At 44.3% G+C, this 22416-nt stretch carries 16 protein-coding genes and 5 tRNA genes (1 of these 21 running past the window's edge); 17 read left to right on the top strand and 4 right to left on the bottom strand.

All coding sequences use genetic code 11. The annotated features are described in order from the left end of the window. The 13 genes from J1C86_RS10825 to J1C86_RS10765 all read left to right on the top strand — a co-directional run. Window positions 1-71: transfer RNA gene (locus J1C86_RS10825), tRNA-Tyr, on the top strand (it extends 10 nt beyond the left edge of the window). Window positions 72-79: 8 nt separating this feature from the next. Continuing rightward, window positions 80-150: transfer RNA gene (locus J1C86_RS10820), tRNA-Trp, on the top strand. A 10-nt stretch (window positions 151-160) separates the two neighbouring features. Continuing rightward, window positions 161-233 (top strand) — tRNA-His (locus J1C86_RS10815). 13 nt (window positions 234-246) lie between these two features. Continuing rightward, window positions 247-318, top strand: a tRNA-Gln gene (locus J1C86_RS10810). Window positions 319-330: 12 nt separating this feature from the next. After that, window positions 331-414 (top strand) — tRNA-Leu (locus J1C86_RS10805). 352 nt (window positions 415-766) lie between these two features. Then, window positions 767-1210 carry a zinc-dependent MarR family transcriptional regulator gene (locus J1C86_RS10800; RefSeq protein ID WP_125407678.1) on the top strand — a complete coding sequence of 148 codons (444 nt, stop codon included), beginning with the start codon at window positions 767-769 and terminating at the stop codon, window positions 1208-1210. Continuing rightward, window positions 1207-1917 (top strand): metal ABC transporter ATP-binding protein, encoded by a 711-nt coding sequence (locus tag J1C86_RS10795; RefSeq protein ID WP_125409647.1) that lies wholly within the window; start codon window positions 1207-1209, stop codon window positions 1915-1917. The genes J1C86_RS10800 and J1C86_RS10795 overlap by 4 nt, the downstream gene beginning before the upstream one ends. Beyond that, window positions 1910-2716: a metal ABC transporter permease gene (locus J1C86_RS10790; protein ID WP_002910879.1), complete on the top strand. Its 807-nt coding sequence runs from the start codon at window positions 1910-1912 to the stop codon at window positions 2714-2716. Before J1C86_RS10795 ends, J1C86_RS10790 begins: the two co-directional genes overlap by 8 nt. Window positions 2717-2725: 9 nt before the next feature. Further along, window positions 2726-4228, top strand: coding sequence for a zinc ABC transporter substrate-binding protein AdcA (locus J1C86_RS10785; RefSeq protein ID WP_002898706.1), 1503 nt, complete (start codon window positions 2726-2728; stop codon window positions 4226-4228). A 147-nt stretch (window positions 4229-4375) separates the two neighbouring features. Further along, on the top strand, window positions 4376-4819 hold the full coding sequence (locus J1C86_RS10780; RefSeq protein ID WP_125407683.1) for a CopY/TcrY family copper transport repressor: 444 nt from the start codon (window positions 4376-4378) through the stop codon (window positions 4817-4819). Next, complete coding sequence (locus tag J1C86_RS10775) at window positions 4819-7080, top strand: heavy metal translocating P-type ATPase (RefSeq protein WP_125407685.1); 2262 nt, start codon at window positions 4819-4821, stop codon at window positions 7078-7080. The genes J1C86_RS10780 and J1C86_RS10775 overlap by 1 nt, the downstream gene beginning before the upstream one ends. A gap of 4 nt (window positions 7081-7084) precedes the next feature. Further along, window positions 7085-7303: a heavy-metal-associated domain-containing protein gene (locus J1C86_RS10770; RefSeq protein ID WP_125407688.1), complete on the top strand. Its 219-nt coding sequence runs from the start codon at window positions 7085-7087 to the stop codon at window positions 7301-7303. Between the two features lie 85 nt (window positions 7304-7388). Continuing rightward, on the top strand, window positions 7389-7991 hold the full coding sequence (locus tag J1C86_RS10765; protein ID WP_185755796.1) for a DUF6287 domain-containing protein: 603 nt from the start codon (window positions 7389-7391) through the stop codon (window positions 7989-7991). A 142-nt stretch (window positions 7992-8133) separates the two neighbouring features. Here J1C86_RS10765 and J1C86_RS10760 read toward each other — a convergent pair whose 3' ends face one another. Both J1C86_RS10760 and J1C86_RS10755 read right to left on the bottom strand, forming a co-directional pair. Next, complete coding sequence (locus tag J1C86_RS10760) at window positions 8134-8706, bottom strand: TetR/AcrR family transcriptional regulator (RefSeq protein WP_002896832.1); 573 nt, start codon at window positions 8704-8706, stop codon at window positions 8134-8136. Between the two features lie 212 nt (window positions 8707-8918). Next, on the bottom strand, window positions 8919-9521 hold the full coding sequence (locus J1C86_RS10755; protein WP_002907468.1) for a TetR/AcrR family transcriptional regulator: 603 nt from the start codon (window positions 9519-9521) through the stop codon (window positions 8919-8921). A 355-nt stretch (window positions 9522-9876) separates the two neighbouring features. Here J1C86_RS10755 and J1C86_RS10750 point away from each other — a divergent pair, with 355 nt between their 5' ends. Both J1C86_RS10750 and J1C86_RS10745 read left to right on the top strand, forming a co-directional pair. Beyond that, on the top strand, window positions 9877-12270 hold the full coding sequence (locus tag J1C86_RS10750; RefSeq protein ID WP_125407691.1) for an SIALI-17 repeat-containing surface protein: 2394 nt from the start codon (window positions 9877-9879) through the stop codon (window positions 12268-12270). Between the two features lie 177 nt (window positions 12271-12447). Beyond that, a complete protein-coding gene (locus tag J1C86_RS10745; RefSeq protein ID WP_125407694.1) occupies window positions 12448-13578 on the top strand; it encodes an ABC transporter ATP-binding protein in 1131 nt (376 codons plus the stop codon). A gap of 83 nt (window positions 13579-13661) precedes the next feature. Here J1C86_RS10745 and J1C86_RS10740 read toward each other — a convergent pair whose 3' ends face one another. After that, the gene (locus tag J1C86_RS10740; protein WP_125407697.1) at window positions 13662-14510 is read right to left on the bottom strand and encodes a putative RNA methyltransferase; all 849 of its coding nucleotides are present in this window, start codon (window positions 14508-14510) and stop codon (window positions 13662-13664) included. A 92-nt stretch (window positions 14511-14602) separates the two neighbouring features. Continuing rightward, window positions 14603-15859, bottom strand: coding sequence for a tyrosine--tRNA ligase (gene tyrS, locus J1C86_RS10735; RefSeq protein WP_125407782.1), 1257 nt, complete (start codon window positions 15857-15859; stop codon window positions 14603-14605). Window positions 15860-16013: 154 nt separating this feature from the next. Here tyrS and pbp1b point away from each other — a divergent pair, with 154 nt between their 5' ends. Together pbp1b and rpoB are read left to right on the top strand one after the other, a co-directional pair. Continuing rightward, on the top strand, window positions 16014-18428 hold the full coding sequence (gene pbp1b, locus J1C86_RS10730; RefSeq protein ID WP_125407700.1) for a penicillin-binding protein PBP1B: 2415 nt from the start codon (window positions 16014-16016) through the stop codon (window positions 18426-18428). 393 nt (window positions 18429-18821) lie between these two features. Beyond that, the gene (gene rpoB / locus J1C86_RS10725; RefSeq protein ID WP_002919872.1) at window positions 18822-22388 is read left to right on the top strand and encodes a DNA-directed RNA polymerase subunit beta; all 3567 of its coding nucleotides are present in this window, start codon (window positions 18822-18824) and stop codon (window positions 22386-22388) included. Window positions 22389-22416: the final 28 nt, after the last annotated feature.

Below are 22416 nucleotides of genomic sequence, written 5' to 3'. Positions count from 1 at the left end.
CGAAGAGGCTAAACGCGGCGGACTGTAAATCCGCTCCTTCGGGTTCGGGGGTTCGAATCCCTCCCCTTCCATAACCTTTACGGGCATAGTTTAAAGGTAGAACTAAGGTCTCCAAAACCTTCAGTGTGGGTTCAATTCCTACTGCCCGTGTTTAAATATGGCGGGTGTGGTGAAGTGGTTAACACACCAGATTGTGGCTCTGGCATGCGTGGGTTCGATCCCCATCACTCGCCTATTTATTATTATTGGGGTATCGCCAAGCGGTAAGGCAAGGGACTTTGACTCCCTCATGCGTTGGTTCGAATCCAGCTACCCCAGTTAAAAACTTGAGCCGGCGTGGCGGAATTGGCAGACGCGCTGGACTCAAAATCCAGTGTCCTCACGGACGTGCCGGTTCGACCCCGGCCGCCGGTATAGCTTAAGTTTAGCGAAGTATTTTTACTTCGTTTTTTTGTTATCTCTTTAGTATTTATTTGTAAGCTAATGCGGAAGATTGAATCATGATTTTACTTGTAAATCCACACTCAACTAATGTAATGGATTCACCATCAAATTGTTTATAGAATCTAGAATGCTAATATGAGTCAGCTCGGTTTGTTCCTTTTTATTCTATGATTGAGTTTTATTTAGGACTTAAGAATCTAATTGTATGATTAAATATTTTTTGTGAAAAGCATTTTACTTTTACTGAAAATTCTTGACTCTTTTCTTTTTTGTGGTATAATTAACCAGTAAAGCTTTAACTGGTTAAGAGAAGGAGGAGGAAATGACTCATTTAGCGCAGAAGATCGATCAATTTTTAAATGAAGTTATTTTGAAAGCAGAAAATCAGCATGAGATTCTGATTGGTTCTTGCACGAGTGATGTGCCTTTAACCAATACGCAAGAGCATATTTTAATGCTTTTGTCTGAGGAATCTTTGACAAATTCTGATTTAGCCAAAAAACTGAATGTGAGTCAAGCTGCTGTGACCAAGGCTGTGAAATCTTTGGTTCGGCAAGAGATGCTGCAAGCTTTTAAAGATAAGAGAGATGCACGGGTTACCTTTTACCGTTTGACTGAGTTAGCGCAGCCGATTGCAAAGGAACATCAGCATCATCACGCACATACTTTGGAGACGTATCAAAAATTATCAGAGCAGTTTTCTGCTAGTGAACAGGCGGTGATTGCGAAGTTCTTGGAAGCCTTAGTGGGAGAGATTGGTAAATGAGATATATCGCAGTGGATAATCTTTCATTTTACTATGACAAGGAGCCTGTGCTAGAGCATATTCATTATTTTCTAGACAGTGGTGAGTTTGTCACCTTGACGGGGGAAAATGGAGCTGCTAAGACGACACTTATCAAGGCTAGTTTGGGAATTTTACAGCCTAAGCATGGGGAAGTTAAGATTTCCAAGACTAATGTGCGAGGCAAGAAACTGCGGATTGCTTATTTACCTCAGCAGATTGCTAGTTTTAATGCTGGTTTTCCTAGTACGGTGTATGAGTTTGTCAAGTCGGGACGTTATCCGCGCAAGGGTTGGTTTCGTCGTTTGAATGAGCATGATGAGGAGCATATCAAGGCAAGTCTGGAGTCGGTTGGAATGTGGGAATATCGGGATAAGAGGATTGGTTCTCTCTCTGGCGGGCAAAAGCAGAGGGCTGTGATTGCTCGGATGTTTGCTTCGGATCCGGATATTTTTGTCCTAGATGAGCCGACAACAGGGATGGATGCAGGCAGCAAGGATGAATTTTACAAGCTCATGCACCATAGTGCTCATCAGCATGGGAAAGCTGTCTTGATGATTACACACGATCCGGAAGAAGTTCGTAAATATGCTGACCGCAATATTCATCTGGTCCGTAATCAGGACTCACCTTGGCGCTGTTTCAATGTGCATGAAAGCGACAATGGACAGGAGGTGAGCCATGCTTAATCTATTTTCCTATGATTTTATGCAGCGAGCCTTCTTGGCAGTTATTGCCATGAGCCTCTTCTCACCGATTCTAGGGACATTCCTGATTTTACGTCGGCAGAGCCTTATGAGTGATACGCTCAGTCACGTTTCGCTGGCAGGTGTAGCTTTTGGCTTGGTTCTTGGACTATCGCCCACTCTCACAACGGTGCTTGTCGTCATTGTTGCAGCAGTCTTTTTGGAGTATCTGCGGACTATCTATAAGAATTTCATGGAAATCGGAACGGCCATTCTCATGTCAACTGGCTTAGCTATTTCCTTGATTGTTATGAGTAAGGGCAAGAGTTCTAGCTCGATGAGTCTGGACCAGTATCTATTTGGATCCATTGTGACTATCAGTAGGGAGCAGGTGATTTCTCTCTTTGTCATTGCTGCTGTGGTGCTTGTCTTGACCTTCCTCTTCATTCGCCCCATGTACATCTTGACCTTTGATGAGGATACGGCCTTTGTGGACGGGCTGCCTGTGCGGACCATGTCTATTCTCTTTAATATCGTGACGGGTGTTGCGATTGCCCTCATGATTCCAGCTGCGGGAGCCTTGCTAGTTTCGACCATTATGGTCTTGCCGGCTAGTATTGCCCTGCGGATTGGGAAAAATTTCAAGTCGGTCATTTTGCTGGCAAATGCCATTGGTTTCTTTGGTATGATTGCTGGACTTTATATTTCTTACTATGCAGAGACGCCAGCTAGCGCTAGCATTACGATTATTTTCGTCAGCTTGTTCTTACTGGTCAATCTGGTCAAAAAATTTATGAAATAGGAGCAGAAAATGAAAAAAATTAGCTTACTATTAGCAGGTTTACTGAGTATTTTCTTAGTAGCTTGTTCAAATCAAAAAAATGCAGATGGCAAGCTCAATATTGTCACGACTTTTTATCCTGTTTATGAGTTTACCAAGCAGGTGGCTGGAGATGAGGCCAATGTTGAACTTCTAATCGGGGCAGGTACAGAGCCGCATGATTATGAGCCTTCAGCTAAGGCAGTTGCGACGATTCAGGATGCAGATGCCTTTGTCTATGAAAATGAAAACATGGAGACTTGGGTTCCTGATCTGTTAAAAACTTTGAAAAATAAGGAAGAAACGGTTATCAAGGCGACAGGAGACATGCTCTTGCTGCCTGGCGGTGAAGAGGAAGAAGACCACGACCATGGGGAAGAGGGACATCATCATGCCTATGATCCCCATGTTTGGTTATCTCCGAAGCGGGCTATTAAAATGGTGGAGCACATCCGTGATAGCCTGAGCAAGTCTTATCCTGACAAGAAAGCTGCTTTTGAGAAAAATGCAGCGGCTTATATCAAGAAGCTGGAAGCCTTGGATAAGGAATATGAGGATGGGTTGGCCAATGCCAAGCAAAAGAGCTTTGTTACTCAGCACGCAGCCTTTAACTATCTGGCATTGGACTATGGCTTGAAGCAGGTGCCAATTTCTGGACTTTCACCAGACAGTGAGCCATCCGCTTCACGCTTGGCTGAATTGACCGAGTACATTAAGAAAAATAAAATCAAGTATATTTACTTTGAAGAGAATGCCTCTCAGGCTCTGGCTTCTACATTGGCTAAGGAAACAGGGGTAGAACTTGATGTCTTGAATCCGCTGGAAAGCTTGACTGAAGAGCAGACCAAGGATGGGGCAGACTATGTTTCTATCATGCAGGCCAATCTAAAGGCTCTCAAGAAGACAACTGACCAAGAGGGAGCGGAGATTGCAGCCGAGAAAGAAGAAGACGATAAGACAGTGCAAAACGGCTACTTTGAAGACAGTGCCGTCAAGGATCGGACCTTGTCTGATTATGCTGGCGAGTGGCAGTCTGTTTACCCTTATCTGAAAGACGGGACCTTGGACCAAGTCTTTGACTACAAGGCTAAGCTGACTGGAAAAATGACAGCAGCTGAATACAAGGACTACTATGACAAAGGCTACAAGACAGATGTTTCCAATATCAATATCACAGACAAGACTATGGAATTTGTGGTAGATGGAAAATCCAAGAAATATACGTATAAATACGTTGGCAAGCACACTTTGACTTACTCTAAGGGAAATCGTGGAGTTCGCTTCATGTTTGAAGCGACAGACGAGGATGCTGGGGAGTACAAGTATGTTCAGTTTAGCGATCACAACATTGCACCGACCAAGGCGGCTCACTTCCATATCTTCTATGGTGGCGAAAGCCAGGAAGCACTCTTTGATGAACTGGAAAACTGGCCAACCTATTATCCAAGTAAATTGACCGGTCAAGAAATTGCCCAAGAGATGTTGGCGCATTAATATAAATAAAGTAAGAAGACGGGACTAGCCCGTCTTCTTTTTTGTATATCGGAAAATGACGATAAAAATACTTGACAAATTACGATTACAAATGTAAACTAATAAAGAGTTAGATTACAAATGTAAATGATAAGGGAGTGTTAAACAATGGAACAGCAAAATATTAGCCAAGCAGAATGGCAAGTGATGCGCGTGTTATGGGCCTATCCACACAGTCGCAGTACAGAAATTATAGCGCGGTTGGAAGCTGATTTTTCCTGGAAGCCGGCAACAATCAAGACCCTTTTGAATCGTCTGAAGACCAAAGAATTTATCGCTATGGAAAAAATCGAGGGCAAGTTTTACTACGATGCTCGGATTTTAGAAGCGGACCATCTGGAAAGTACTTGGCAGGCTTTTTTTGACAATATCTGTAATACTAAACACGGAGATCTTTTGATTTCAATGATTGAGAGAAGTCAGTTCAGTCAAGGGGATTTGGAGCGGCTCAGCCAAGTCATCGATAAGAAAAGAGCTTCGGCTCCGCTGGAAATTAAATGCCACTGTCCTCAAGGCCAGTGTCGTTGCGGGCACAGAAAGGAGACGCATTGATGAGCGAGAAGAAAGAATACAAACTCTCTGGTATGACCTGCGCTGCCTGTGCTATGACGGTGGAGATGGCGGTCAAGGACTTGGAAACGGTCGAGGATGTCAGTGTCAATCTGGCGACAGAACGTCTCAGTTTGCTTCCTAAGGCGGGATTTGATAGCCAGCAAGTGCTGGATGCTGTAGCTGAGGCTGGTTATCAGGCAGAAGAAAAAGGAAAAGACCGACCGTCTGATGTAAGCGAAGAAGCTGAGATTAAAGCTCAGAAATTGCAAAAAAAGAAACAAGAGTTACTGATTCTTTTGATTACGGCTCTGCCTTTACTTTATATCTCTATGGGAAGTATGGTCGGTCTTCCTCTGCCTAGCTTCTTGGACCATATGGCGCACCCTTTGGTCTTCGTTCTGTCACAACTACTTTTGACTCTGCCTGCTGTGTGGATTGGTCGTGGTTTCTATCAGAGGGGATTTCGCAATCTTATCAAGCAACATCCCAATATGGATAGTTTGATTGCGGTGGGGACCAGCGCAGCATTTTTCTACAGCCTCTACTCGGTCAGTCAGGTTTTTCTTGGTCATCATCCCTTTGTTCATCAGCTTTATTTTGAGTCTGTTGCAGTGATTATTGCCTTGGTTCTTCTGGGTAAATATCTGGAAAGTTCAGCCAAGGGGAGAACGTCTCAGGCGATTCAGTCTCTGCTTGAGCTAGTGCCTAGTCAGGCGACAGTGATTCGCTATGGTGAGGCTGTGACCATTGATACAGAGGACATCCGAGTTGGAGACATTATCCGTATCAAGCCAGGGGAGCGTATGCCGGTAGATGGCCTTGTGACGGAGGGACAGACCTTTGTGGATGAGTCCATGATGACTGGTGAAAGTGTCCCGATTGAAAAGAAGGTCGGCGATACCATTACTAGTGCCACAATCAATCAAAATGGTAGTATTGATTACCAAGCAACTAGGGTGGGTTCGGATACGACCTTAGCTCAGATTGTCAGATTGGTGGAGGAAGCGCAGGGTTCTAAGGCACCGATAGCGGCTTTGGCCGATAAGATTTCACTCTATTTTGTCCCAATCGTGCTGAGCTTGGCTACTTTTTCTGCGCTTGGCTGGTATTTTCTAGCTGGTGAGAGTCTTAGCTTTTCTTTGTCAATCTTTATAGCAGTTCTGGTCATTGCCTGCCCTTGTGCGCTGGGGTTAGCTACTCCGACAGCCATCATGGTTGGGACTGGTAAAGGGGCTGAAAATGGCATTCTGATTAAGTCTGGACAAGCTTTGGAAGCTTCTTATCAGCTGAACACCATTGTTCTTGATAAGACGGGGACGATTACGATTGGCAAGCCCAGCCTGACGGATTTGTTGCCTTTAGGTGCTTTTAATCGCTCTGACTTGTTGCAGCTAATAGCCAGTTCTGAGCAGCATTCTGAGCATCCTTTGGCTCAGGCTATCTTGGAAGCAGCTGAAGAGGAGGAGCTTGACTTGCTGCCTGTCAGCCATTTTGAGGCCATTGTTGGCCGAGGTTTGTCAGCTCAGGTTGAAGGTAAGCATCTTCTGGTGGGAAATGCGTCTTTGATGAAAGAAAAGAACATTGACAGCAGTGCCTTTCAAGAACAGTTGTTGGAGCTTTCCCAAGATGGGAAGACAGCCATGTTTGTCGCAGTAGATGGACAGCTGACAGGTATTTTAGCGGTAGCAGATGAGATGAAGTCCAGCAGCCTGAAGGCGGTGCAGGAGCTCCAGTCTATGGGGCTGGAAGTTATCATGCTGACAGGAGATCGTGAAGAAACTGCGACAGCTATTGCCCAGAAAGCTGGCATCCAAAAAGTTATCGCAGGTGTATTGCCAGATGGTAAGGCCACTGCTATCAAGAACTTACAGGAAGCTGGGGAAAAACTGGCTATGGTAGGAGACGGTATCAATGATGCGCCGGCTCTGGTCCAGGCAGATGTTGGAATTGCCATCGGCTCTGGCGCCGATGTGGCTATTGAGTCAGCAGATGTAGTGCTCATGCATAGTGATTTGCAGGATGTGGTCAAGGCTATCAAGCTCAGTCAGGCGACCATTCATAATATCAAGGAAAATCTCTTCTGGGCTTTTGCCTACAATACACTAGGTATCCCGATTGCTATGGGGCTATTGCATCTTTTCGGCGGTCCCTTGCTCAATCCTATGCTGGCTGGTCTGGCCATGAGCTTGAGCTCAGTATCAGTTGTGGCCAATGCACTGCGTCTAGGACGCTTTAAAATGAAGGAATATACGGAGGAATGAATCTATGAAACAAATAGTCCAATTAGAAAATTTATCTTGTCAAAATTGTGTCAAACACGTCACCCAGCACTTCCTATCCATGGAGGGAGTGTCAGATGTGGCGGTAGACCTAGAAAAGCAGACAGCCCAAGTCACAAGTGATAAACTTTATGGTGCAGCTGATTATGAAGCAGCTCTGGCAAAAACAATCTACAGGGTTCTGGATGTGGCAGAAGCTGAGTAAATAAGGTCAGTAGCTGTGCGCCTGTCCAGCTGCTAGAATTCTTCTTGTAAAAAGCGATAAAATAATCTATAATGTTACTAATCACATGATTTATCTTACCGTGAGAAAGAGGAGAAAAATGAAGAAAAAAGCTTTACCTTTTTTACTAGCAGGAGCTGCTTTATTTGCTATGACAGCTTGTTCAAAGGGCAGTGCTACGAATCAATCAGAGACGCCTGCTAGCAGTACTGGCTCAGTATCAAGTTCTGTGGAGCAGGTATCCAGTCAATCAACTGCAGCAGCATCTTCAGCGACTAGCAGCACTAGCTCAGAGAGTGCGAGCACAGAAAAAACCAAGGAAAAGAAGGAAGCGATGGACATTTCAGCACTTGCAAATGGTAATTATGCCAGCGTTAAAGGAACCTGGCAGGATGCTTCTGGCAACCAGCTTGTTTTTGATGACAAGGGCTTGGTTTCAAGCGGTTATGAATTGTACGGAGCTTCTCTGACAGACTATGGTACTGCTGCTGGCGGTGTCTACGGCGGAGAAAGCGGAGGTTTTCTGATTGAGTTTCTTCCCAAGGGAGTTAAGGTCGCAGACAAGGAAAACTTTACAGATAATTCAGATGTTGGTCAAGACAGAATCTGGACAGGAGTTGGCCTGAATAGCTTTGACGAACAAGGTAGCTTCTATTATCGAGTAGATTAAACGAAGCTTGGTGCTTAATTTTATAGCTTATATGTTGACGAGAGCAGAAGACTATCTGCTCTCTTTTCTTCGGGAGAGTAAGAAATTTTACAGACAAAAAAAGCCTGCCTAAATTAGGTGGGCTTCATAATTTTGAGTTGAATTAGGATTCACTGTGAGGTGTTATAAACTGATCCATAGGGGTTGAAATCACATTCAGGAAGAGCTTGGCGAAATCCTCTGCTGGCATAGGATCTTCTTTGATAATCCAAATTTCAATGAGGGAGTTAATCCATCTAACAACAATTTCCGTAGCCATTTCTTTTGGAATTCCCAATTTTTTAGAGTCAATTTCTAAATTTTGCACGACCCACTGAGTGAAGAAGGTAGATAGATAGTCACTCCAGAAAGGATCGATAGCTGTAGTATAGAGCACCTTCATCCATTTCCTATGTTCATAAAGGGTAGGAATCATATGTTGGGCAAAGAAACAGAACGGATTTTCTCCATTTCCTTCTTCGTAGCTTTCATACAGGGGCAAAAACGGAGTCATAATTGTCTGGCGGATGTATTGGATAATGTCTTCAACATTACTAAAATGCTTTTTATAGATAGCCTGGCGCGATAGACCAGCTTGTTTTGCAATCTCTGAAAAAGTAAAATAAGACTTTTCAGGATTTTGCTCTGCCAGCTCAATTAAGGCATTGACGACTTTGTCTCGAGTATCTTGGGGCATAAGTACCTTCCTTCTTTTTTATTAAGTTCTTGCTGATTTGTCTAAAAATAGAGCAAATTCCAACAAAATAGTTTACCGCTTGTCAACTAAAATGATAACACTTTATAGAGGAAATGTCCAATTATTTTTAAAATTTAATATAAAAATATTAAAAAACCAGTCTTCCCTTACAAGGACCGGTTCTGTCATTTCTCTGTTTTTCTTCTAGTTGGTTATGCGATAACAATTTTATTTGAAGGACCAGCTGGACTATCATAGGCAGCAAAGCTGGTTAGGGGTGAAGATACAAGGTTGAGAAATGTTTTAGAGAACTGCTTGCAAGGAACGGGGTCATCCTGAGTGATCCAATTCTCGATAAGAGAACTAATCCAGCCGGCCAGCAGTTGATTGGCCAGGTCTTCAGGAATACCTAATTTTTGGTGGTCAAGATTTAGATTCTGCTCAATCCAGTCCTTGTAACTGGCAGTAATAAAATCGCTCCACAGGGGATCGACAGAACTAGTATATAATATTTTAATGCGTTGGCGTTGCTCATAAATAGCGGGAAGAATCGTTTGAGCCAAAAAGGTGAAAGGATCTAAGTCCGCTTCAGCTTTGTTGCTATTCCAGTTGGGAGCAAAGGCTTGCTTCACCATATCTTGGCGAATGTATTCGATAATTTCAGTAGTGTTATTAAAGTGTCGTTTGTAAATAGCCTGTCTGGACAAGCCGGCTTCTTTAGCGATTTCTGTAAAGGTAAAACGCGGTCTATCTGGCTGTTTATCTGCTAATTCAAAAAATGCATCTAAAATCCTATCTCGTGTATTAAGAGCCATAATTTTATCCCTCCTATACCATTTTACTTTTTCTGTCTGAAATAAGCTAGAAAATAGCCCGGAATTTTTACTAAAAAAGTTTACACATTGTTAAATGGAAAAATTTTTAGTTTAATTTCTGGACATCATGTCTGTTTAAAAACTGGACGATTTCACAAAAATGTACATAAATCAAGCCGATAATTCTTTTATTTTAACAAGTTAATATGATAAAATGATAAAAAATCTTATCAGAAGTCAAATAGAAAGTGTAGTTTAAAGATTACCTAATCTGAAAGATTTATGGGAGGTTTGACTGGACTTTTTATTAAGGGTTACTGATCGGGATAATAAACTATGTTCAGGGGAGAATAAAATGAAAAGAACAGAAAAAGTTTTGCGATATTCTATTCGGAAGTCAGTTTTAGGTGTTGGTTCAGTCCTTATTTGTGCTCTGTTTTTAGGTCACAGTATGGTGGCGGCAGATGAGGAGCGGCCAGTGGCAAATGCAGTAGAGACTCCGGTCGCTGCATCGCCAGTAAATCAGGATTTGACAACGGTCAGGGAGGCTGCTAATACAGAAGTAGGCACGTTTCTGGCTGAGAAAGTGACAGATCTTGGGAATAATCCAAATTTGTCAGCTGAGGAGCTTGCAGCAGCTAAGGAGGAAGTCAATCAAACAGCTGCAAAGGCTCAGAATGAAATTGCTGCAGCTGAGGATAAAGAAAGGATTGATCAAGCTAAGGAAGATGGATTGGCAGACATCAACTCTATCAATCCAGTCGGCAAAGATTTACTTCTAGATGAAATCCAAAATGGAAAAGCAGAGTTTGATAAACTTGTAGATAGTAGCGATTTACTGCTTGAGGAGCAAAAGAAAAGCTTCCAAGAGTCTGTAAGGAAGAAGGTAGCAGAAGCAGAAGATGCAATTCAGAAATTAGATGTTAATGCAGCAACAGCAGAGCAAGCGGAAGTGATTCAAGAGCAGGCAATAACCGAGGAAGATAAGTTTTTCAAATTTATAGCAAGTTCAACCGTAGATTTCACTCTGGCTGCCAAGTTAGCTGACTTGGAAGCAAATCCCAATCTTTCAGAAGCAGAAAAGAAAGCGGTTAGAGGTGAGATAGAGCAGGTGGTGGAAGCAGCCAAGAAGGCTATTGAAGGAGCAGATTCTCAGGAAGTCTATGACCAGGCAAAAGAAACAGCCATAGCCCACTTAGCCAAGATTCACCCTATTGGCAAAGAGCAGTTCTTAAAAGAAATTCAGGAAGAAAAAACAGCTACTATCGAGGCTGTTGAGAAGAGTCAAAGTCTTTCTGCTGAGGAAAAAACTGCAGCTAAAAAGAAAATTGAAGATGCAGCAGCCATAGCTCAAAAAGCAATTGCAGCTTATAATGCTTGGGTTGAAAGTCCTGATGATGCCGAAAAAATTCAGGAACAGGTAGCGGCAGAGAAGCAAGGTTTGCTAAAAGTTACGACTGGACTGAAACTAGATCTTGCTCTGTCTGATAAGCTAGCAGACTTACGGAGCAACCCGAATCTGTCAGATGCAGAACGGGCTACGGCTAAAGCTGAAGCGGAAGCAACTCTAGCAGATGCGAAAACGGCGCTTGAAAAGGCTGATACCGAAGAGGAACTAGAGAGAATTGAGGAAGCTGGCATTGCTAGCTTGGACACGATTCATCCAGTTGGCAAAGACTTGGTTTTAGATGAGCTTGAAGAAGAAGTCGACAAACAGATTGAAGCAATTGAACATCATCAAACACTTTCAGAACTCGATAAAAAGCAAGCTAAAGAAAAGATTCGAGCAGTATTAAAGACGATGACAGATGCGATTGCGCAGCTAGATGATAGTGTAGACAGTGCTGAAAAAGCAGAGAAACTGCAGGAACAGATCGCTGCTGAGCAGACAAAAGCTCTTGAAAATCTAGAAGCGATTGCCAAGAATGCTGCTAAAGCTGAGACAGCTTCTTCTATTCCAAGTGATTCACCACAAGAAACCAGGAAAGAATTTAGTGGAGGCGTCAGCGACTCTGAGCCAGCAATAGCAACGGCGTCGGAATATGATTTGTCTAGCCATGAAGTTGGAACTCATCCCGATACAGCTCCGCAGTCCTCAGTACAACCAGAATTCAGTGGAAATGTTAGTGATTCAGAAGCAGCAACAGTAACACGGCCTGAATTTACAGGGGGCGTCAATGATTCTGAGCCGATAACAGCGACAGAGTCAGAGTATGATTTATCTAGCCATGGGGTTGGAACTCATCCCGATACAGCTCCCCAGGCAACTGCACAAGCAGAATTCAGTGGCAATGTTAGTGATTCAGAAGCGGCAACAGTAACACGGCCTGAATTTACAGGAGGCGTCAATGATTCTGATCCAACTATAACAGAAAACAACGCCTATGATGCTGGCGTTCAGCCATCAGTCAGGAGTGCACATCCAGACAGCGCTCCTCAGATGGCGGCTCTTCCGGAATTTACCGGCGGTGTCAATGCTGCTGACGCGGCAGTAGCTGATGCTTTACCTGCTTACCAAGTAACTAGCGGTATTTTGCCAGCAGTTGATGGGGCCAAATCAGTACAAGAGCAGTCTTCATCAGCTAAGGTCACCCAGCTAGATCAGCTTAAAAACAAGGGAAGTAAGAGTGGTGCGTCAGTCTTGCCGCATACGGGTCAAGCTTCTAATGCTCTTCTCACAGTTGCAGGACTTATCAGCGCTTTAGGCGCAGCTGGATTGTCACTCCGTAGTAGAAAAAAAGAAGGATAAGTTTTGAAGAGGCCACTTGGTCTCTTTTTTGATGGAGAAAATTTTTAAAAATTATGCAAACGTTTTACTAAAAGTGCTTGAAAAAGTCAAAAAAAAACGATATAATGGACAATGTGAAAGCGCTTTGCAAACGAGAGCTTGAAAGAAAATATTTTTATTCAAAAGAAGGGGCTTATTATGGTCGAATTAAATCTGAAAAATATCTATAAAAAATATCCCAACAGCGACCACTACTCAGTGGAAGACTTCAATCTTGATATTAAGGACAAGGAATTTATCGTCTTTGTCGGTCCGTCCGGTTGCGGAAAATCAACTACTCTGCGTATGATTGCAGGCCTTGAAGACATCACAGAAGGAACTGCCTCTATTGACGGTACAGTGGTCAATGATGTGGCGCCAAAAGACCGCGACATCGCCATGGTTTTCCAGAACTATGCCCTTTATCCGCACATGACTGTCTACGACAACATGGCTTTTGGTCTCAAGCTGCGCAAGTACAGCAAGGAAGATATTGAAAAACGGGTCAATGAAGCAGCAGAAATTCTGGGCTTGAAGGAATTCTTGCAGCGTAAGCCAGCTGATTTGTCTGGTGGTCAGCGTCAGCGGGTAGCAATGGGACGCGCTATCGTTCGTGATGCAAAGGTTTTCCTTATGGATGAGCCTCTGTCTAACTTGGATGCTAAGTTGCGTGTTTCTATGCGGGCGGAGATTGCCAAGATTCACCGCCGTATTGGGGCAACAACTATCTATGTCACCCATGACCAGACTGAAGCTATGACCTTGGCGGATCGTATCGTTATCATGTCAGCGACCAAGAATCCTGCTGGAACTGGTACGATTGGACGGGTGGAGCAGATTGGTACGCCGCAGGAAGTCTATAACAACCCAGTTAATAAGTTCGTTGCTGGCTTCATTGGTAGCCCAGCTATGAACTTCATCCCAGTTAAGCTTGAAGGGAATGAGATTGTCGCAGAAGGTCTGCGCTTGACTGTGCCAGAAGGAGCTTTCAAGGTTCTGCGGGAGAAAGGTTACGAGGGCAAGGAGCTGATCTTCGGTATTCGTCCAGAGGATATCAATGCAGAAGCTGCTTTCTTGGAAACTTTCCCGAATTCAGTTGTCCATGCCAAGATTTCTGTTTCAGAATTGCTGGGAGCAGAGTCTCATCTCTATTGCCAAGTGGGTTCTAGTGAGTTTGTAGCGCGTGTGGATTCACGGGATTACCTAGAAACTGGTGCAGGTATTGACCTAGGCTTCGACCTCAATAAAGCGCACTTCTTTGATCCAGAGACAGAGAAGACAGTCTATTAATCAGTTGATAAACAAAGAACGCAGACAGGCTTGTCTGCGTTTTTAAAATGGCTGTTATAACAGCATTTTTTACTGAAAGGAGCTTAGATTTTTTCTTGTTTTAGTTTTCCGATAAGAATCTCGGCTGAAATGGTGGCATGTGTAAGCAGCTCCCAATTGATTAGATTTTTTTCAACATGAAAGAGTAAAGGAGTCATCTGCAGCAGGGCAGTTTTCTCCTCAGAATGCAGGGCATGAGTTGATTCTACGGTCTTTCTAGATAGGATGGCAAAGTGCTTCTGGAAGTGCTGGATGATATCTTGATTAGAATAATCTTTTTGACGGAGCTGGTCAGCTACTTTAGCTCGAATTTCTTTCAGATGATTTTCTGTTGGGATGACTTTAATGATAAGTCCCTCTTTTTTCAATACTCGCTGAAATTCATGGTAATTAGCTGGTGAGAAGATGTCCAGCAAGACATCCATGCTTTGATCCTGAACGGGTAAGTGTGCCAAATCCCCGACGAACCATTTTACAGCCAGACTCTGATCACTTTTTGCAGCTAACTGGATGGAATCTTTGGATAAATCAAAAGCGTAAATTTCTTTGTTGGGGAATTTTTCCTGAATTTTTCGAGCATAGTAGCCCTCTCCGCAAGCGACGTCTAGAATGGTCTGTTCTTCAGGCAGGGCCTGAAGCAGATTCTGCAACTCGTCTAGGACATGCTGATAAAAGCCGGCTTCCAAGATGACTTGCCTATTTTGAAAGCTCGTTTTGTCATAGTCTTTAGCTTGTTTGGCTTGAGGAGCTAGATTGACATAACCGAATTTGGAGATGTCGTAGGAATGGCGATTGGCGCACTTGAGGCTGTTTTCTTCCATAGCCAAGCTTTGCTGGCAGAGTGGACAGGCCATAGCCGAAGCTTGGGCAAAGCGAGCGAGTCTTGGTTTCATAGGCGTTCTCTTTCTATTGTTTTTATAAAGTTGAATGTCCTTTCCTTGGTAAGACATAGAAAAATCCGATTCAGGTAATCGGATTTTTATCTTTAGTAGGTCAGGACAAAGTATTTCTTCTTACCGCGGCGGATAACTGTCAGCTCGTCTTCCAGTTTATCTGAGTCGCTGAGGACATAGTCTAAATCTTGGATACGCTCACCATTGAGGTAGATAGCGCCGTTTTGGACGTCTTCGCGGGCTTGACGTTTTGAGTTTACCACGCCGGCTGTCACAAGCAGTTCTACAATATTGAGGTTGTCTTCTGCTTGGACCTGATAGTTAGGCACACCGCGCAGGCCTTGTTTGAGTTCCTTGACGGACAAATTCTTGATATTTCCGGCAAAGAGCTGCTCAGTGATGTTGAGAGCTTCTTGATATGCTTCTTGACCGTGAACCAGACTGACCACTTCGCGAGCCAGAACTTTCTGCGCCAAGCGTTCGTGTGGTGCTGCTTCAAACTGTTGGCGAATCTCTTCGATTTCATCCAAGGACAGGAAGGTGAAGATTTTCAGGAAGCGGATAGCGTCTGCGTCCATGACATTCATCCAGAATTGATACATTTCGTAAGGAGAAGTCTTGTCAGGATTGAGCCAGACAGCATTGCCTTCTGATTTACCAAATTTTTTGCCAGTAGCGTCGGTAATGAGCGGAACGGTTATTACATGGCCAGTCTTGTCAGCCTTGCGGCGCAGGAGCTCTGTACCTGCTGTCATATTCCCCCATTGGTCAGAACCACCGATTTGCAGGGTTATGTCGTGGTTTTGATTGAGGATATAGAAGTCATATCCTTGCATGATCTGGTAGGCGAATTCTGTATAGGAAATCCCTGTCTCAATCCGGCTCTTGACAGAATCTTTACTCATCATGTAGTTGACAGTGAAGTATTTGCCGACGTCACGCAGGAAGTCGATAAAGCTGATGCTGCTGAACCAGTCATAGTTGTTGACCATTTCGGCCTTATTATCACCCTTTTCAAAGTCCAGAAAGCGAGAAAGCTGATCTTGGATAGATTTCACCCAGCCTTCCACGGTTTCCTTGGTTTGGAGGCTGCGTTCTGCATCCCTAAAGGATGGATCGCCAATCAATCCAGTTGCTCCTCCGACCAGAGCGTAGGGTTTGTGTCCGGCTAGTTGCAAGCGACGGCTGGTCAGAATGGCTACCAAGTGGCCAAGGTGCAGGCTGTCAGCGGTCGGATCGTATCCACTATAATAAGAGACTTGTCCTTCTTCTAAGGCCTTGCGTAAAGCTGCTTCATCAGTAGTTTGGAATACCAAGCCACGTTCTTTTAGCTCATCAAAAATGTGCATCATGTCTCTCCTATTCTAAAAGCCAAGAAATTGGCTTATCTATATTTTAAATTTATGTTACTCTATTGTATCATAAAGCTTTTAAATAGCAATGTTTCCTTGAAATAAATCATAGATATTTGGTATAATGGGAAGATAACAAGGAGAATCAAACTTGGAACAATTAATAGAGAAATTAAAAGAGTTCTGGGGAAAAGCCCAGCAGTTTATCAAAAAAATACATCTTCCAGAATGGAGCAAGAAGATTGGCAGTAGCAACAATGGCTGGTCTATCGGTGATGTTTTTGCTGTTTTCTTGCGGACTTTTAAACTTCTGATGAATATGGCTTTTGTGTTTATCTTCTTCGGTGGCGTCATCGGTGCTGGGATTGGGATAGGCTATGCAGCTAGTCTTTTCAGTAAGGTGGAAGTGCCCAAGCAAGAAGAGCTGGTCAAGCAGGTGAATAATATCTCTGGTATTTCTAAACTTACCTATGCCGATGGCAGCTTGATTGCAGAAGTGGACAATGATTTGCTCCGCATTCCGGTTAAGAGTGACGCCATCTCTGAAAATGTAAAAAAAGCCGTTATCGCTACAGAGGATGAGAATTTTGAAACGCATAACGGAGTGGTGCCCAAGGCTGTGCTTCGGGCTACGCTCGGCTCTGTTGTCGGAGTTGGCTCGTCCAGCGGGGGTTCAACTATTACTCAGCAGTTGATCAAGCAGCAGGTGGTGGGCGATGCACCGACCTTCAAGCGGAAAGCGGCGGAGATTGTTGATGCTCTAGCTTTGGAGCGCTACATGTCTAAGGATGATATTTTGACGACCTACTTGAACGTTTCGCCTTTTGGGCGCAACAATAAGGGGCAGAATATCGCCGGTGTGGAAGAAGCTGCTCAAGGGATTTTTGGTGTTTCTGCTAAGGATTTGACTGTGCCCCAGTCTGCTTTTATTGCCGGCTTGCCACAGAGTCCGATTGTTTATTCGCCTTATGCAGCGGATGGCAGTCTCAAGAGTGCAGGAGATATGGCTCTGGGCTTGGAACGTGCCAAGGATGTGCTCTATAATATGTATCGGACGGGCAAGCTAAGCGAGAAAGAGTACAAGGAGTACAAGGACTATGACTTGACCAAGGATTTCAAGCCTTCTGAAAGCTCGGAAAAATCTTCGCATGGCTACCTTTATTACACAGCGGTCGAAGAAGCCCAGCAGACCATGTACGAATACTTGATTCAGCGGGACAATGTTTCTCAGCAAGAGCTGAAAAACAACGACACTGTCAAAGCCTACAAGGAATTGGCTGCTAAAGAACTGAGCGATGGCGGCTATACTGTCACCACCACAATCAACAAGAACATTCATACTGCTATGCAAAATGCAGTAGCCAACTATGGGGGCGTCTTGGATGACGGAACTGGTGCAGTTGAAGTGGGGAATGTCCTCTTGGATAATAAAACCGGTGCTGTGATTGGCTTTGTCGGAGGAAGAGATTATGCTTCCAATCAGAACAATCATGCCTTTGATACAGAGCGCTCGCCGGGTTCGACTATTAAGCCGATTCTGGCTTATGGGATTGCTATTGACCAAGGTCTGATGGGCAGCGCCAGCGTTCTTTCTAACTATCCGACTAACTTTTCAAGCGGTGACCCAATTATGCACGTGGACAGCCGTGGTACAGCTATGATGGATCTGCAAGAAGCTCTCAATACTTCTTGGAATATTCCGGCTTATTGGACTTACCGCGGATTACGCGAAAAAGGTGTCAATGTCCGTGGCTATATGGAAAAAATGGGTTATTACATTGATGACTACAGCATTGAGAGTCTCCCAATGGGCGGGGGAATTGAAGTATCTGTAGCTCAGCACACCAATGGTTTCCAAACCTTGGCTAATAATGGAACCTACCAGAAAAAATACATGGTTGAAAAAATCACAGACCGAGATGGCAAGGTGATTTACCAGCATAAGGCCAATCCTGTTCAGATTTACAGCCCAGCAGCTGCTACGATTATGCAGGAGCTCATGCGGGGAGTTATCAATTCTGGGGCTACTACGACCTACAAATCTCGAATCAGTCAGGTCAATGGAACCTTGGCTGGAGCCGATTGGATTGGTAAGACTGGAACGACCAACACCAACGGTGATATGTGGCTGATGCTTTCTACTCCAAAGATGACTTTGGGAGGCTGGATTGGTCATGATGATAATAGCTCTATGGCGGCGTTGACTGGTTATAATAATAATGCCTCCTACATGGCCTATATGGCAGATGCTATCTATCAGGCAGATCCAAATGCCTGGGGTGTTGGTGATAAATTTACTCTTGATCCGAGTGTGATTAAGTCTGATGTACTCAAGTCCACAGGGGAAAAGCCAGGTACAGTAACGGTAAACGGCCGCTCTGTTAATCTCAGTGGTCCGACAGTGCCTAGCTATTGGGCTAAAAACGGTGCTCCGACCACGACCTACCGCTTTGGTATCGGGGCATCAGATGCGGACTATCAGAAGGCTTGGTCAGCTATACTGGGCGGTTCTACCTCTAATTCTAATTCCAACTCCAATTCCAATAATAACCGGCAAGGGAACTAGCGCATCAAGAACAGTTTTAACTTTTCAGAAAGCGGATGAAATCCTTGCAATTTCTAGCTAAATAAGGTATAATGATAACAATAATTTGTCGTGTGCTTTATTTGAAATATTGTCCAAATAGAAGCTTACAGCAGTTAAATCAAACTTGAATAAGTCAGATTTAGCTGCTCTTTTTGTGCCTATTTTTAGGAAAAACGGGTTATGTAATCATAATTTAATTTTTCTGAAAATTAAACAAAAGGGACTGATTGTGGCTGTTTTGCAGCATTGTAAATGACAGAGGATTTTCCTCTGAAAACATTTCACAGAACTCGCTCTAAAAAGCGTGAGGTAAAGATATGCTTCTTCTCGCTTTATCAAGGGCTTAGTATCTTATCATAAAGGAGTAAAAACTTGGCAGGACATGAAGTTCGATACGGTAAACACCGTACCCGTCGTAGTTTTTCAAGAATTAAGGAAGTTCTTGATTTACCAAATTTGATTGAAATCCAAACGGATTCGTTCCAAGATTTCTTGGATCATGGTCTGAAGGAAGTCTTTGAAGATGTACTTCCTATTTCAAACTTTACCGACACCATGGAATTGGAATTTGTTGGCTATGAAATCCGTGAGCCTAAATATACGCTGGAAGAAGCACGTATCCACGATGCCAGCTACTCAGCGCCAATCTTTGTAACCTTCCGTCTGATTAACAAGGAAACTGGTGAAATCAAGACTCAGGAAGTCTTCTTTGGCGATTTCCCAATCATGACTGAAATGGGAACCTTCATCATCAATGGTGGTGAGCGGATTATCGTATCCCAGTTGGTGCGTTCTCCAGGGGTTTACTTCAACGATAAAGTTGACAAAAATGGAAAAGTTGGCTACGGATCAACCGTTATTCCTAACCGCGGAGCTTGGTTAGAGTTGGAAACAGACTCAAAAGACATTGCCTACACTCGTATTGACCGGACACGTAAGATTCCATTTACCACTCTGGTGCGTGCGCTTGGTTTCTCAGGTGATGATGAGATCTTGGACATCTTTGGTGACAGCGACTTGGTGCGCAATACCATTGAAAAAGATATCCACAAGAACCCAATGGACTCCCGTACAGATGAAGCTCTGAAAGAAATCTATGAGCGTCTTCGTCCAGGTGAGCCTAAGACGGCTGAAAGTTCTCGTTCCCTTCTTGAAGCGCGTTTCTTTGATCCGCATCGTTATGACTTGGCAGCAGTTGGTCGGTACAAGATTAATAAGAAACTCAGCGTCAAGACACGCTTGCTGAACCAAACCATTGCAGAGCCATTGGTAGATGCTGAAACTGGAGAAATCTTAGTTGAAGCTGGTACAGTTATGACCCGCAGTGTGATTGACAGCATTGCAGAGCAGCTGGATAATGGTTTGAACAAAATCACTTATATTCCAAACGACTCAGCTGTCTTGACAGACCCTGTAGAATTGCAGAAGTTCAAGGTAGTGGCACCGACTGATCCAGACCGCGTTGTGACCATCATTGGTAATGCAAATCCGTCTGACAAGGTTCGGATCGTGACACCAGCTGATATCTTGGCTGAGATGAGCTACTTCCTCAACTTGGCTGAAGGTATCGGTCGTGTAGATGATATTGACCACTTGGGGAACCGTCGTATTCGTGCTGTTGGTGAGCTTTTGGCTAACCAAGTCCGTCTTGGACTTTCTCGGATGGAGCGTAATGTTCGTGAACGGATGTCTGTTCAGGATAACGAAGTACTAACTCCACAGCAAATCATCAACATCCGTCCAGTGACTGCAGCTATTAAAGAATTCTTTGGTTCTTCACAATTGTCTCAGTTCATGGACCAACACAATCCGCTGTCTGAGCTTTCTCACAAGCGCCGTCTTTCTGCCTTGGGACCTGGTGGTTTGACACGTGACCGTGCTGGTTATGAAGTGCGGGACGTGCACTATACTCACTATGGCCGTATGTGTCCAATCGAAACGCCTGAAGGACCAAACATCGGTTTGATTAATAACTTGTCTTCTTATGGACACCTTAACAAATACGGATTTATTCAAACGCCTTACCGTAAAGTAGACCGTGAAGCTGGCGTAGTAACCAACGAAATCGTTTGGCTGACAGCTGATGAGGAAGATGAATTTATCGTAGCGCAGGCCAACTCTAAGCTGAATGAAAAAGGTGGCTTTGCAGAGCCTATCGTTATGGGACGCCACCAAGGTAATAACCAAGAATTCCCATCAGACCAAGTAGACTACATGGATGTATCGCCTAAGCAGGTAGTTGCCGTAGCGACAGCATGTATTCCTTTCTTAGAAAATGACGACTCCAACCGTGCTCTCATGGGTGCCAACATGCAGCGTCAGGCTGTACCTTTGATTGATCCAAAAGCACCTTATGTTGGTACTGGTATGGAATACCAAGCTGCTCACGACTCTGGTGCAGCGGTTATTGCTCAGCATGATGGTAAGGTTACCTATGCGGATGCAGACAAGGTTGAAGTCCGCCGTGAAGATGGTTCTCTTGATGTTTACCAAATTCAAAAATTCCGCCGTTCGAACTCAGGAACTGCTTACAACCAACGTACCTTGGTAAAAGTTGGCGATGTCGTTGAAAAAGGCGACTTTATCGCTGACGGACCTTCTATGGAAAATGGAGAAATGGCCCTGGGACAAAACCCAATCGTTGCCTACATGACATGGGAAGGTTACAACTTCGAGGATGCGGTTATCATGAGTGAGCGTCTGGTGAAAGACGATGTCTACACCTCAGTTCACTTGGAAGAATACGAATCAGAAACTCGCGACACCAAGCTTGGCCCTGAAGAAATTACCCGCGAAATCCCAAACGTAGGGGAAGATGCCCTGCGCAACTTGGACGAAATGGGTATTATCCGCATCGGGGCGGAAGTCAAAGAAGGCGATATTCTTGTAGGTAAAGTGACCCCTAAGGGTGAAAAAGACCTTTCTGCTGAGGAACGTCTCTTGCACGCTATCTTCGGAGACAAGTCTCGTGAAGTCCGCGATACCTCTCTGCGTGTGCCACATGGTGCCGATGGAGTGGTTCGTGACGTGAAAATCTTTACCCGTGCTAATGGTGATGAACTGCAATCTGGCGTTAATATGCTGGTTCGCGTCTACATCGCTCAAAAACGTAAAATCAAGGTCGGAGATAAGATGGCCGGTCGTCACGGAAACAAAGGGGTTGTATCCCGTATCGTTCCTGTGGAAGACATGCCTTACTTGCCAGATGGAACACCGGTTGATATCATGTTGAACCCACTCGGGGTACCATCTCGTATGAACATCGGTCAGGTTATGGAGCTCCACCTTGGTATGGCAGCACGTAACTTGGGCATCCATATTGCAACACCAGTCTTTGATGGAGCAAGCTCAGAAGACCTCTGGGATACAGTGCGTGAAGCTGGTATGGACAGCGATGCCAAGACTATTCTTTATGACGGACGTACCGGTGAGCCGTTTGACAACCGTGTATCTGTTGGTGTCATGTACATGATCAAGCTCCACCACATGGTAGATGATAAACTCCATGCCCGCTCAGTAGGTCCTTACTCAATGGTTACCCAACAGCCGCTCGGAGGTAAAGCTCAGTTTGGTGGACAACGTTTTGGTGAGATGGAAGTTTGGGCCTTGGAAGCTTACGGTGCTTCTAACGTTCTGCAAGAAATCCTGACTTACAAGTCAGATGATGTCAACGGCCGTTTGAAGGCTTATGAAGCTATTACCAAAGGAAAACCAATTCCAAAACCAGGTGTGCCAGAATCCTTCCGCGTTCTTGTCAAAGAATTGCAATCTCTTGGTCTTGACATGCGCGTTCTCGATGAAGATGACAATGAAGTAGAACTGCGTGACCTAGACGAAGGTGAAGATGATGACGTGATTCACGTTGACGATCTTGAAAAAGCGCGTGAAAAAGCAGCTCAAGAAGCGAAAGCAGCTTTTGAGGCTGAAGGAAAAGAATAAGAATAGACACTGATTAGAAAATGAAGAA

This window comes from Streptococcus sanguinis, assembly GCF_050220005.1.
Lineage (GTDB): Bacteria > Bacillota > Bacilli > Lactobacillales > Streptococcaceae > Streptococcus > Streptococcus sanguinis_Z.
The sequence above is the reverse complement of the archived record's forward strand: the minus strand, read 5'-3'. Positions and strand labels throughout refer to the sequence as shown.